General features: G+C 39.2%; 12 protein-coding genes. 10 read left to right on the top strand and 2 right to left on the bottom strand.

The features are described 5' to 3' along the window. Nucleotides 1-364 precede the first annotated feature (364 nt). The 4 genes from OH461_RS18040 to OH461_RS18025 are packed head-to-tail and all read left to right on the top strand — an operon-like array spanning nt 365 to nt 6982. Nucleotides 365-1771 carry a tyrosine-type recombinase/integrase gene (locus tag OH461_RS18040; RefSeq protein ID WP_161439480.1) on the top strand — a complete coding sequence of 469 codons (1407 nt, stop codon included), beginning with the start codon at nt 365-367 and terminating at the stop codon, nt 1769-1771. A gap of 4 nt (nt 1772-1775) precedes the next feature. After that, on the top strand, nt 1776-4244 hold the full coding sequence (locus tag OH461_RS18035; protein ID WP_161439479.1) for a hypothetical protein: 2469 nt from the start codon (nt 1776-1778) through the stop codon (nt 4242-4244). An 11-nt stretch (nt 4245-4255) separates the two neighbouring features. Then, the gene (locus tag OH461_RS18030; protein ID WP_161439478.1) at nt 4256-6433 is read left to right on the top strand and encodes an integrase; all 2178 of its coding nucleotides are present in this window, start codon (nt 4256-4258) and stop codon (nt 6431-6433) included. A gap of 3 nt (nt 6434-6436) precedes the next feature. Continuing rightward, nucleotides 6437-6982: a hypothetical protein gene (locus tag OH461_RS18025; protein WP_161439477.1), complete on the top strand. Its 546-nt coding sequence runs from the start codon at nt 6437-6439 to the stop codon at nt 6980-6982. A gap of 82 nt (nt 6983-7064) precedes the next feature. Here OH461_RS18025 and OH461_RS18020 read toward each other — a convergent pair whose 3' ends face one another. Continuing rightward, nucleotides 7065-7271, bottom strand: coding sequence for a helix-turn-helix domain-containing protein (locus tag OH461_RS18020; RefSeq protein ID WP_161439476.1), 207 nt, complete (start codon nt 7269-7271; stop codon nt 7065-7067). A 92-nt stretch (nt 7272-7363) separates the two neighbouring features. Here OH461_RS18020 and OH461_RS18015 point away from each other — a divergent pair, with 92 nt between their 5' ends. From OH461_RS18015 to OH461_RS17990, 6 genes are all read left to right on the top strand, one after another. Then, complete coding sequence (locus OH461_RS18015) at nt 7364-7906, top strand: hypothetical protein (RefSeq protein WP_011149150.1); 543 nt, start codon at nt 7364-7366, stop codon at nt 7904-7906. After that, the gene (locus OH461_RS18010) at nt 7900-9282 is read left to right on the top strand and encodes a DEAD/DEAH box helicase (protein WP_038160595.1); all 1383 of its coding nucleotides are present in this window, start codon (nt 7900-7902) and stop codon (nt 9280-9282) included. Before OH461_RS18015 ends, OH461_RS18010 begins: the two co-directional genes overlap by 7 nt. Nucleotides 9283-9325: 43 nt before the next feature. Next, on the top strand, nt 9326-9631 hold the full coding sequence (locus tag OH461_RS18005; RefSeq protein WP_011149152.1) for a hypothetical protein: 306 nt from the start codon (nt 9326-9328) through the stop codon (nt 9629-9631). 19 nt (nt 9632-9650) lie between these two features. Further along, on the top strand, nt 9651-10175 hold the full coding sequence (locus OH461_RS18000) for a hypothetical protein (RefSeq protein WP_270021943.1): 525 nt from the start codon (nt 9651-9653) through the stop codon (nt 10173-10175). A gap of 399 nt (nt 10176-10574) precedes the next feature. After that, nucleotides 10575-11558: a hypothetical protein gene (locus OH461_RS17995; protein WP_270021941.1), complete on the top strand. Its 984-nt coding sequence runs from the start codon at nt 10575-10577 to the stop codon at nt 11556-11558. A 114-nt stretch (nt 11559-11672) separates the two neighbouring features. After that, nucleotides 11673-12539, top strand: a complete 867-nt coding sequence (locus tag OH461_RS17990) for a hypothetical protein (protein ID WP_038160585.1) — start codon at nt 11673-11675, stop codon at nt 12537-12539. A gap of 122 nt (nt 12540-12661) precedes the next feature. Here OH461_RS17990 and OH461_RS17985 read toward each other — a convergent pair whose 3' ends face one another. Further along, the gene (locus tag OH461_RS17985; protein WP_094147019.1) at nt 12662-12958 is read right to left on the bottom strand and encodes a cyclic-phosphate processing receiver domain-containing protein; all 297 of its coding nucleotides are present in this window, start codon (nt 12956-12958) and stop codon (nt 12662-12664) included. Nucleotides 12959-13063 lie beyond the last annotated feature (105 nt).

The following is a 13063-nucleotide window of genomic DNA, read 5'->3' as shown; positions in this document are numbered from 1 at the left end:
CAGTATGAATTACAGACTGGTTGGGTAGCATTATTCGATTTCGCACATAGGGGAGGTTGAGCAATTAACTCCTTGAACATGACTGAGTATAGCGATGCTTACGCGACACAAATTTTTACTGAGAAAACGATAGCTTATGTGATTATTCGCTAGACAGTCAGTTAACAAGTTTGTAGCATTCGCTCTCGCTGGTGTTATTTAGATCACAAAAATAACGCAATAGGGAATCTGGTGAGAATCCAGAACTACGGTTGGGATCTTTATTAGACGACGCAAGTTAATAAGCTGTTAGTATAAAAAATTAGACATAATGGATTTATTAGCTTAGTGTAGTGCTATAATTGTTTGATTATTTGGTGCTAATTTGATTGAGCAGAGTAAGGCATTTCCAGAGGACTATGGTGTTGATTACTGTCTTATGTGGATCAATACGGATAAATATCCTTCTTTTACCAGTAGGGCGGCCCCTGATAGTGGAGAAATAGTCCACGAAGTAAATGACAATTCAAAACCATTTATTTATAAACTTCCGATTTTAGTTGACCCAGATGGCATTAATGTAGTGCCAGTCAATTTATACCTGCACTCTCTATTGTCAAATCCAGATATATCATCCGTTGATACAATTGAATCTCATGCAAATGCCTTATTAAGCTTCTATCGTTGGATGAGTATGGAAATCCCAGAACATACTGACAAAAGAACAGGTGTCTTGATTGAAGAGAAGCTACCATTAACAATATTTGACTGCACAGAGAAAGTAGAAGAAAGCCCGGTCGTTAGATATCGTGATTACTTATTAGAGAATCTTTATACCGAAGATGAAAATGGAAAAATCGGTGGTTCTCCAAATACGGCTTCTAGCTATGTACTAAAAGTAGTTGCTTACTACACCTATCTTCATCGCCAACGGATAGTCCCACTTAGCAAAACTTTTCGCCCATTTGAGTTTTCAGCCAAGAAAGTTCGTATACAGAACAAAAATAAGAGAGCGCAACATGACATGCTCTCACATCTCAATAGTTATCGCGGCGATATTACCGTGTATACGACGGGTCTCACCAAGCCATTTAAGAACAGACAAAAGCCTCAAGATGCTGATATCCGAGAGCTACGTCCCTTGCGTGAAGATGAAAAACAAGCCTTTTACCGATATATCGATGTGCAAAATTCATCTGATACTAAGGACTTAATGTTGTACACGGCAACTGAGGTTGGGGTAAGACTTGAGGAACTGATAACTTTTCCTGCTTCTGTCGTAGAGAGGCCAAAATCTAAAGTTATGAAAGTGCCAATTGGTGAGCGCATCAATGGTTGTCTTACCAAATACAGAAAAGAGAGAACGATCGAAATTCCAGACTACGTTATGGATCTTTTGTATGAGTACAAGCTAAGTAAGGCAAGGAAGGAAGCTATTGACAGTGGGTTATTGCGTCATAATCACTTATTCGTTCAATCTAATGGCAGTATTTACGCACCAAACACAATTCAAAAGCATGTGGAAGCTGTACGCAATGATATGATTCTTAGCGGGCTTGATATTTATTTTGTTACGCATGATTTAAGAGCTACTTTTGCGACCGATTGGCTGTACAAGAGACATATTGAAACAGGTAAGCCCTTTGAGGCACTCATCTCCGAACTAGCATACTTGATGGGGCATGAGAATACAGGTACTACTCAAAAATACATTAACTATCTAAATGATGATAAAACATGGTTTGAGTTCTCTCAGCGAAAAAATCAATTTGCACAAGAAGTGTTGAGGTGAGCATATGGCAAAAAGTCGATTAGCAGCATCTAGAAATAAAAATAAACTCATTACTCAACCAAAAGCGAAAGATAACGTTACTTCATTAGATTTGAGTTTTAAACTGTATCGAAAAGAGAATGCGTATGGTTATCAATTCAGTCTTCTTGATTGGTGTCATGAGCAGTGCGATCCCCAAAGGCCATTAGTAAAACCATCTCGCTTGAAAATAATGCAAAAGCTAAGGTTCTGGGTTGATCAAGAGAAAAAAAATAACAGTAGTGAAGGTTCTATATTTGCTAGGTTATCCATTTTAAAGCAGTACCTTGTTTTTTGTGACTTTAAAAAGAACTCCCCTTTTTGTCAGGCTGGATACCTTTCTTATGTTGGGAACGCTGGTGAATTGTGGCGTTTAGTTCATGAGGGGTGTGAGCAGAAAAAATATAGCTTTCAATACTATGATGGTGAAGAAGCTGGCATATTGGAATCCACTGCTTGTAGGAGAAAGATGTTCCTCGATAATCTTCTTTCGGTGCTTGGTGTTGATATATCTGAGTGGCAAGCCACGCTTAAACCTTTTTCTACTATGAAGGATGAACCATCAACACAACCTTATATATCAAGTGAGTGGTATGGATTAGTTCGACGCACTCAACTTTTCTTTTTTTCTTTGGCAACTCAACTTATTGCTCTAAAAGAGGAGAACCCTGAAGTACTTCCCCCTCGATGCTTAGAAGGTATTGTCGTAGATAGGGTAAATGGTCGTGACATTACAATTGAGTTGGGGGGCGGTGATGTAAAAGATGGAGCTGGGAGTCCTTTTAATCAATGTATGGCCGCAGCTTACACCTTATTTGCCTACTACACCGCATTTAATGACACTCCGATCAAAGAGGTTCGTCATCCTATTAAAGTAGTAGTATCGAAGGCAGAAAATCGCACATCGAAAACAGCTCAAGTTCGCGCATATAAAGGTCGTGCAGCAAAAGACGTAAAGGCGTTGTTTTCAGGTTCAGAAGAAAACTTGCATCCCGAAGCTAGTGAAAAAAGTGCTGGGTTTATTGTTGCTAATATTAATAAACGAGACAGTGTCGGGAAAGCCGACGGCATCACATTTCTCCAGACCTTTGAATTACTCTCAAAAACGTACAGTGATGACCCGTTTGATACCTTAATATATCTTCTCAATAGCCAAGGAGAAAAAGCTAAGGTGGAGATGGGGCAGGCTCTATCGGCGTTATCAAGGAATTTAAATTTACTTTCTAGTGACAGAGGTGAGCTAGTCGCTCACTTAGTTAAAACCTATACCGATATTGTTGAAAATCAAAAGATGACCACTTTTAACTGGGTTCAGAGAGAAGATAACTCATGGGTAATGGACAGGCAGGTCATCGAACTAGGTAAAAAAGTTGTAACACAAAGAGCAATTCCCATAGCTTACGCTGCCATCTCATGTATGACGGATGTTTCACTTCGAAACGTACTGATGCCACTCAGCTATTCAGATAAAGATACAGATGGAAATATCACGATTTCTTTTAAATATCTTGATGGCTCAAAAGGCGATTTTACAGTTGATTCTAAATACCGCCGTTTCCTTCAATTAGTTGAGCGCTATGCAGCAACGAGAAACCCGATACCTGGTATAACGCGAGTTGGTCTGAGTAATCGGCGTAGTGGTGGAACCAAACCTCCTTTTCTACTGCCTTTGGGGAAGCAAAATCATACTTACCAGTGGTCCGAAGGAAAGGTGCCTATAAGCTCATATTTGTTGAATTTGTGCGGTATAGATCATGGAGACTACTTTTTAAATATAAATTCAAGTCGAATTCGAGTTACTCACTCTGACTTGGAATACAAACCAGAAGAGCGTGGGTTGACTGCTCAAAAGATTTTGCAGCACAGCATTGAAACGGCTGATAGGCGATACCGAAATGGGCATCCTGTTTCAAATAGTAAGCAAACATCGCAAGGAATGATGGTGCTAAGTCACATCGCTGCGGGAAAGACACGCAATGAAGCTATAGAAACAGTTGAGAAAGAGCTAAAAATTCCTGTCTTAGAATACGAAATTTGGAAAAAACGCAACCGACCCACTAACCCTAACGGTGTTGATTGTGACGGTCAAATTGATCTGAGTTCAGAAAAAGATTGGCATTATGCGGCGCGTAAATTTGCAGAAGAAAAGGGGATTATTGAAGAAGGGCAGGATATCACCTGTTATCAATACGATCTTTGCCCCTTTTGCAAAAGCGCCAAGCTTGTTGATGATCCCTACGCTATTTATAAATTGCTGAGTTTTCTCGATGCGCTAAGTGAAGGTATTGATCAATATCCAGAACGAGCGTCCATCATCCAATCGAAGATAGAACGCTTTCAAGCCCATCTTGATGACGTACCATTAGAAACAATTGAACAAGCTGAATATTTGCTAGAAGAAAAAGGGCGTTATTTACTTTTTAACTCATTATCTTCTGTTACCCAATACCTATAAGGATCATACTTATGTTGTCTTTTGAAAATTCGCAAGATTTAGAATTAACTTTAGATGCCATGCGCTCCATTGGTGGTCAAAAAGATTATTTGCAGCAAGTGCTTTTCCCAGCGCTACTGCGAGGTAATTGGGAAGAGTTGGACAAAATGGTTGTCTATCAAGATGAGAGAAAGACAATCTTGTTTGGGGAAGATGCTTGGATGTTTGCACAGTCTGCTTATAAAGGAAAAAATAAGTCAAATATTTATTTTAATATAGAGTTAGAACAAGGCGAGAATGTCATTGTACTTCGTCAAAACGAACGTCATTTAGTTAATCAAGTGAAGTGTATCGCAGTAGCGAATATGTGGTTTTCAGGTCAACATATTGAGTTAGGTTCTCTCTCAAGCAAGATAGGTCTTTTGCGAAATTATATTGTTAAACTGTTTAAGCGTGGTATTACTTCTTTTGAAGAGTTAAACCAAGAGCATCTAGAAATTTTGGTCGAAGATGGATTTTTTGACATGTCTAACTCCAAAGTGTTTACTGGGTTAAACTATCTTCCCGCTTTAAAAGGTTTACTGCCATTTACGGTTAATTTTAATCGCCTAACGCATAAAATGTTTAACGCAAGACCTGATGACACTGAAGGAACATTGGTTATCCCTCCGCGGATATATTTTGCGGCATTAACGGAGTACAGCGAAGGGATTGCAAAAGCCTATGGGTTAAGAGATGAAATCGAACAAGCGGTTGAGCAGATGCTTTCTTTTTATAAATATGAAGAAAAAAGGAGGCTTTTAGATATAAGAAATGGAGAGATATATAAACCTATAAAGGGTTATGAGAAAAACTGGTCGCGATTCACTCAAGCATTAGAAAGCGAGGGAGTTGCTTTAGTCGATAAAGGCAAAAATCCGCGATGGATGGAAATATTCACCTCTCTTAAAACTCGTATTCTCTTAAAAGATTCACAATTTCACCGTTTTAATGTGTACATCGGTGACACTTTCTATGACTGGGGTGAATTTAGACGGTATTTAGTTAGCCTTAGTGCAAAGGCCTCGTGGTTATGTCTGGCGTTATCAGGGATGAGGATAGATGAGTTGTATCGAATTAGTCCTGTATATGGAGCGCAGGAAAAGAAGTTTGATAAAGATGGCGATGAGTCAGATACAGGCAAGGAACAAATTTACTTTCTAACAACACGCCAATCAAAAATTACACTCAACAGTCAAACCAAAAATGATGTTTTTGTTACCACTGAAACTGGTTGGAAAGCCTTTCATGTGTTAAATGCCATTCATACACCTTATCGAAACAGGTTTACAGAGAATGACAGTCATCGAATGTTCGCAAACTTGCAAAAGGTTACCTATTTCAAGTCTGTAGGAAAGTCTGCGTTGGGTAAAGGTGTCGTAAATAATTTTAATAAAAACAACGTTGATTCTATTCTGACATTAGATGATATGGGCTATTTACAAACATCAGATCCAACCCAGACATCTTTTAAACTGGGTGACAAATTTCACTTTACGTGTCATCAGTTGCGACGTTCACTTGCATATTACCTAATTGGCTATGAGTTGTGTTCTTTCCCTGCTTTGAAGCAACAGTTGTCGCATTGGTCGATGGCGATGACACGCTGGTATGCTCGCAACGCCTTTTCATTTGAAAAAATTTACAGCGAAATTCAAAAAGAGCGGATCACGCAACAGGCTGAGATCTTCGCTCGTATATATCAAAAAATGGCAAACCGTGAACGTATTGCAGGGGGTAAAGGTCAAGCAATAAGTCGTGAAGGTGAAAGCTATTTTGAAGATGGAGTAAATAAACGTAAGCTGTCAAAGGAATACTGGATAGATCTGTTGACCAACGGTAAGGCTCATTTACATGCTGTGGCTCCTGGTATGTATTGTACTAACACTCAATGCTCAATGCGTATCAATATTGATTTAACTGAGTGTGTTGACTGTGAATATGACTTTATTGAAAATGCTGTTTACGCTGAAGTGTCCCGTATGGATGCGATGAGAAATATTGATTTTTTAAAAGAAAACAATGAGTTAAATTCAAGCGCTGCAACCAAATACTATATGCAAGTAAAAGCTGCTGAAGAAATAATGGATGATTTAGCGTTCGAGCATGATAAGTACGAATTTGAAGAAGATGTGTTGAGTTTGGTTATACCAACAAAAACGGTGGCGTAAGATATGACAGATGAAACTGAATTAAGCCCGACCGAGAGGCTGTTAAGAGACGCATTAGCACGCCTTGTTGCCAAAAGGCCAACCCAAAGGGAGTTAAAACAGAAGCTTAAAGCCAATAAGTTGAAAATTACTGTTTCAAGTGTCGAGAAGGAAGCTGGATTATCGAATGGTGTAGTTAAACCTGAACGTTATCCAAAACTAAAGGAAGATATTCTGAGCGCTGAAGCTGCTCGTAAATATGGTCCTGTAAAAGATGTGTCTGATGAAGCCATCCGTAGGCATCCTTTATACATTAAAGCTAAAAATGATCTAGATAAAGCTAAGGCTGAAATAAAAATGCTCAAGGCAGAATTAACGTCGAAAAACTCAAAGTTAGAGAGCTATAAAGAGCGTATAAAAGAGCAAGCAGTAAGAATGCATCAAATGAATGTTGCCATGTGGGGGCAGATTCCTGATGAAAAAAAACATGTTGAGTTGATGATTGATGTTCAAGATATGGGAATGAACAGTAACATTTTAGACTTTAAAAAGCGTGAAAAACTAGATTAGTTTTGCAAACCATTATCTCTCGATTTCTCCAATAATATTTTACTTCCTTAGGTGTTTATAAATCTTATAGTTAGGGTTTACCTTATGGCAGCAAATCACGCACATCACAACCAAGAATACTTGCCAACTGGTATGCTTTTTCCAGTGTGATATTGACCTCTCCTCTTTCGATTCGACCGACATAGCTTCGGTCGATGTCTGCTGAAATAGCCAATTTATCCTGAGATATACCTTTAAGCTTACGCTCTTTACGTAAGTTATCCCCAAACCGTTTCGCTAAGTCTTTCATTTTTAATGGTACTCAAAATGAAAGAATATCCTTCATTGCGGATTTTATAGCCACGGACTATAATCCGCATTTTGGTTCGTAGTTGAGCTCTTATGACGAAGAAAACAGCGATTAATGAATATATTTTTACCTTATTCATCGAGAAAGGACTTGATGGATTAACGGTTCCTGCCTTAAGGGACGAACTACTAACGATTACGGGAGAATTTGAGGATATAACGGAAGCGCGTAAATTTCTTTATCGTCAGTTATTGCCTTTAGAAAAGAAAGGGCTACTTTGGACTAATGGCCAAGGGCGGACAAGGACATACCACAAATCAGAGCAGTTTAAAGAAACTGTATTCAAACCGAAAAAGCGTAAGCAACAAAAGCTAAAAACAGTCGTAAAAAATTCGGACGAAGCACTTACCCTTGATGAGCTGACTTTGGAACGACGAAAGTATGAAGCTGAACTTGCGATAGCTTTAGCTGAGATCGAAGAATTTCAACTATTGTCTGAAAGGTTACCTTTACAGAAATCATCATTGTTAAAACTATCCGAAGAAACTAGAGAACGCTCTGTTAGATATCTAGCCAAAATAAATGTTCTTAATCACGCCCTAAAGCTTAGTAATTGTGGGGAAGTAAAATGTTAAGACTATGGCAAGAGGAGTGTGTTGGATCGGCTTTAGAAAAGTATCTAGCTGGACATTCACATTTTCAGGTTCAGGCGACTCCAGGGGCTGGAAAAACGGTGGCCGCTGCCGAAATTGCCAAAAGGCTGTATGACTTAGACAAAATTGACCTGGTCCTCTGTTTTTCGCCATCATTAACGATTGCTGATGGTATCAAAAATACCTTTTCATGGCGATTGGGATGCTCTTTTTCCGGTGGACTTGGTTCAATAGGTGCATCGTTTACATATCAGAGTATGAAATACCTTAGAGATAGCTTTTGGGAAACAATTAAAAAGCACCGCGTATTGGTTGTATTTGATGAGATTCACCATTGTTCAGGTGATGAAATTGAAAATGCCAATGTATGGGGTGAGCAAATTTTGAGACAAATTCAAGGGATTGCTGCGTTTACATTATCCCTATCTGGCACTCCTTGGCGCTCAGATTTATTGCCAATTACGTTAGCACAGTATTCTGACGCAGAAGGTCGTATCCACTGTGATTATCAATACGGTTTAAAGCAAGCGATTATCGATAAGGTCTGTCGCTCACCTAAAATTGTACTAATTGATAATGATCGCTTATCTATTTCAGAAAGTGGACAATCAAAGTCATTTTCGTCAATTCCTGACCTTTTAAAGCAATCAGCAACTCCGTATCAAAGCATTTTGCAAAATATTGATGCAATGACTTATGTACTTGGCCTTGGTTGCAAAAAGCTAGCAGATATACGTATGGATAACCCTAATGCCGGTGGTTTGGTTGTTGCTTCATCAGTAGGACATGCAATCGAAATTCAGAAAGTTTTGACTGAGACATATGAGCAAAGTACAGAGATAGTCACTTACTATCATGAAAATCCACTAGAAAAAATCAATGGGTATCGAAACGGAACGACTCAGTGGATTATCAGCGTCGGAATGATTAGTGAGGGAACCGATATCCCACGTCTACAAGTCTGTTGCCATTTAAGTTTTGTGAAGACAGAACTTTATTTCAGGCAAGTTTTAGGACGAATTTTGCGAACGCATGAATCCTCGAATCAGCAAGCTTGGTTGTACACTTTTGCTGAAGAAAGCCTAGTGAGTTTTGCTGAGCAGATCGAGCAAGATATTCCGGACTCATGCTTATTTATCAAACCAGATAATTGGCAAGATAGACCTCAAGCTTCTGTTTCGTTAGATCGAGCCTATTTCTCTGATCAACAAAAGAAAAAAACTGATATTGGGAAGACACAGCTTAGTTGGGATAAAGAACGTTTGGAAAAACCGTCAATCATAACTGCATACTCAGCTTCTTCTGGTCAATTGAACTTAGGAAATTTCAGAGAGCGTGTAATTGCTGCATTTCAGTAATAAATATTTTTAATATTAGACAATATGTTAGCGAGGTATTGATATGTTCTACATCGGTGTTAGCCATTATTACGCAACAGGTGAAGGCCTCACAATGTATGTTGCTAGCGGTAGCGAAGAATCAATACGGGCAGCCATTCCAGAATATTTTCATCTTGGGCTCACTATTTTAACACCTTCAGAGTGGCTAAAAGCTGCTGCAGGGGACTGTGAGGATGAATATCATCAATCGGAAGCGGAAGATCTGAAAGCCTATTTACCACTCTTATGGAAGCAAATTGAGGAAAGAGCGTTAGAAAGAGGATGTCATCTGGACTTTTTCATGAAGCACCATTTTAACTATGCCTAATACGAACTAGGTGGTTTCAGTGAAGGTTTTATATTTTGATACGCTTAGTTTGCTTTATTCGAATGAGTATTTTCAACGTAATGCAAGTGTGCACACTAAGTATAAAGAATGGTTCCATACTCGCACAAAGACACTGTTAGAAATGGTGGAGCCGGATTTTCAAGCTATCGCAAAGCTAAAAAATGCAGCGTCAGAATCGGGGCTACTACTTTACCCGTTAGGGATTTTTTATGATCGTTCATACCTTATTGAACATGGTGTGTTTTCCGCTGATGAATTAGCGCCTGATACAGAATTACCCTTCAGGATGCAAATGGACGACAACGACCCTGTGCGTCGGATGATAGCCCACGCACATGGATTGAATGCCCAATGGTACGCCTGCGGCGAAATTGGATCTGATGAACTATTACAACCCTATCCGGAACGTCACTTACGTTCAGAATTTGGAAAAGGAGTAACGAGTGAATTACTCGCCCAGATTCTAAGGTTAAAAGCGACCAAGATGCCAAATTTGACTGATAACATTTTACGGGACAAATGAGGGTGTTTTTAAGAAAGAGCGGAACCGTAGAGCAGATTCTCGCTTCTATCAGGGGCAGAAATTACGTTGATGAATTTCCTTCTCCAGAAAGACTAAAGCTGTACGAACAGTGGAAACCAGGAATTGCTCAAAAGGTACGTGATGGCGTCTTATTGTCTCAAGAAAAGAGCATGCAGAGAGAGCAGGACGAACTTTATGAGGTAATTTATCAAACCTATAAGAGGGTACCTATAGTCTTTGCGATAAAACTGTCTGCAATTTTTATAGTCATGATAGTTGCAATTCAGTTCATTTAAAAATGAAAGTTGTGGGGTTGGTCTGACTTCATTCATTCGGTATCAAGCTTCTCAAAACGCCATTCGCCAAAAAGTTTACTTATTGATAAATATAGGGAATTTAATGTTAGGTAACTCATCAAAAAATAGTGCTATGAAAAAAAACGTCATGATTTCAGCTCTCACTTTAGCGATATCTGGATGCGCAAGCACTCCCAATGAGTCCATTGAATCTCAGGGTAAATATGCGGATGACTATGCGCTCAATGTGGAAGAATTTTCCGAAGCTACACGGTTCTACTATCCACTAAGATGGATAGAACCTGGACGTAATGCCAACAACTTAGACAAGTTTTATTACGATACAAATTCACACAAAGAACTGGCTAATACTTCTTCTGTGGCTACAGTTGTCGCCGCTGGATTAGGAAGTATCACCTCATTTGATGCGGTGATGGGATTACTAGCTCAACAAGGTTCGCGATCTGGCTATGATTCCCTTTTAGGCGAACAATATCTCTACACACTTATTCAAGTGGATAACAATAAAGACTTGGATACTCAGGCACAATACGTTAACCGAATTGCTGTAGATACCATAAAAATGGCAATGGGAAGTGAAGCGAAGGAAGAATATCAAAAAGTGGGCTCAGAAGGTTTTTATTTCTTGGACAGAATTAAAGTGACCAGTACTTCAGATGAGAGTTGTACTGCTGTCTATTCGCCTTGCTACTCACTCACAGCCAGAATTCCTATGCTTATCCGCGACAATAATGGTTATATCCCGCTAGTGCCGCAAGGTGGCGATTATATGGCTGCTAAGACTTACTTGCCGATTGGTTTTCCAATAGAGCAGATAAAATTTGCTAACGTTGCTGGGGTTGAGCAATTCCTTTATGTACCAGCTGTAAAAATGAATGGGCACAAAGATCTCTGGAGAAAGGAAAATCTTTCCTATTTTACAGGCTGGTATAATCAGCAGCGCATATCGATTAACCCGTATATCAAGCGATTAAGCGACGATACGGTGTTTTACTTCAACCCTAAAATTACTGCAAAACAAAGAGATCGCTACTCGTTGTACAGAGTCTTTAATCTTAGTGATTAAGAGGGTGATTAACGGCAGAGTCTTATTTTATCGCAAGGTAAAATCTAAGAAAAAACAGATAGATACAAAGATAGGTTGTTTATTAGGTTTAAAATAAAAAGGTGAATGTAATTTATGAAAAAGCAGGGGTTGTTTGTAATTGGGCTGTCTATATTGGCTCTCAGTGGATGCTCAACAACGAGCGAGAAAAAAGTAGCAATGTGTTTGGGGGAACCTTGTGTTCAAGCTAATGACAACACGTCGCCAAAGCCGACATTTTACGTGAATGATAAAGAAGAAAAGTTTACTCACTTTGATGATGGTTCGATAAGTTCTCATACACTGGAAAACGGGTTGTACCGGCTCAGAGAGTATTTCAACCGCGATGGTTCACTTCAAACGCGAAATGCAAGATTCGTTGATCCTGAACGTGGTTCATTGAATCAAAAGCCAACTGGTCGCCAGTTAAAATTCAACGGTGATGGATTCGTAGCAAGTGCGAAGTATGGATACAACTTAGAGTTCAACCGGCCGACACAACTGGATAGTTTTTGGATGAAAGAGTCACATTCATTTTATCCGGCATTCAGTGCTAATGACGATTTGATCGCTATTTTATATGCGAACCGAGAAAATCAATACACTGACTATGGTGTTCGATTTGGGGTTGTCAATTTAGAGAAACCAACATGTGAATTAGGCAAACTTAGAAGTCAGGCTTATGGTAAAGTTGGTGATAAACATATAACCTTTAGCCGTAAGTGTATGAAGATAGGTAATAAAGTAGCTTTGGTATATAAACCCGCTTCAAAATCTGATGCTCAAAAGATGATAGACGCGATTGTGATGCCAATTGCTCGTTCGAAAGCTGTTGTTGGTGCAAAGCTAGGTTATTTGCATATAGATATACAAGGTAAACAAGTTCCATTTGATACTCGTGGCTGGGACGATTATTACCTTAAAAACAGTGAGCTGAACGTATCTCCGTACCGATTATTTTGAATCTTAACTGTGTGATTCATAGATATGCTTTCAATTTTCGTCGTTGCAGATCAAGATTGCGATTCTGTTCTTGAAACCTCTATTCCTATATCAGGTAGCGCTGTAATACATGTCATGTGGTGTTAACCCAACATATTCAAACGTTTGATATTGGCAATCCCAAACTCCATTTTCTGCCTTGCAGATGAATTAGCGCTGTGAACTCGTATAACCGGTGGTTGAAAACCTTGAGTTGCAACCGCCTCTTCAATCCATAAAACAACATCATAGCCAGTGCCGTGTTCATCGTTGCCAAGATCATGATCGAGGCTTATTTCAGTAACATGTCCTTGCTTCAAAATGGCAATGGCCTCTTCAGGCCAGTAAACCCTATGCCATCCTTCCGGAGTTGGTCGTTCATCATCAAGGTAAACTTTCATTTTCTAGGTCTTATTTTATGGGGGGGCGTTCTGCAGCGCAAACCTGATTTTGGAGCAATCTGTTAGTTTTATTGAATCATGGCTTATAAATTAACAGATTGCATC

The organism is Vibrio sp. LaRot3, from assembly GCF_027587025.1.
GTDB lineage: Bacteria > Pseudomonadota > Gammaproteobacteria > Enterobacterales > Vibrionaceae > Vibrio.
Note: the sequence above shows the minus strand (reverse complement) of the source record. Positions and strands in the feature narration are given on the sequence as shown.

What these genes read in the sequence shown, in the direction of transcription:
- OH461_RS18020 (WP_161439476.1), bottom strand. Translation starts at nt 7,271, where the DNA reads ATGAAAGACTTAGCGAAACGGTTTGGGGATAACTTACGTAAAGAGCGT.
- OH461_RS17995 (WP_270021941.1), top strand. Translation starts at nt 10,575, where the DNA reads ATGTTAGGTAACTCATCAAAAAATAGTGCTATGAAAAAAAACGTCATG.
- OH461_RS17990 (WP_038160585.1), top strand. Translation starts at nt 11,673, where the DNA reads ATGAAAAAGCAGGGGTTGTTTGTAATTGGGCTGTCTATATTGGCTCTC.
- OH461_RS17985 (WP_094147019.1), bottom strand. Translation starts at nt 12,958, where the DNA reads ATGAAAGTTTACCTTGATGATGAACGACCAACTCCGGAAGGATGGCAT.
- OH461_RS18030 (WP_161439478.1), top strand. Translation starts at nt 4,256, where the DNA reads ATGTTGTCTTTTGAAAATTCGCAAGATTTAGAATTAACTTTAGATGCC.
- OH461_RS18010 (WP_038160595.1), top strand. Translation starts at nt 7,900, where the DNA reads ATGTTAAGACTATGGCAAGAGGAGTGTGTTGGATCGGCTTTAGAAAAG.
- OH461_RS18025 (WP_161439477.1), top strand. Translation starts at nt 6,437, where the DNA reads ATGACAGATGAAACTGAATTAAGCCCGACCGAGAGGCTGTTAAGAGAC.
- OH461_RS18015 (WP_011149150.1), top strand. Translation starts at nt 7,364, where the DNA reads ATGACGAAGAAAACAGCGATTAATGAATATATTTTTACCTTATTCATC.
- OH461_RS18005 (WP_011149152.1), top strand. Translation starts at nt 9,326, where the DNA reads ATGTTCTACATCGGTGTTAGCCATTATTACGCAACAGGTGAAGGCCTC.
- OH461_RS18035 (WP_161439479.1), top strand. Translation starts at nt 1,776, where the DNA reads ATGGCAAAAAGTCGATTAGCAGCATCTAGAAATAAAAATAAACTCATT.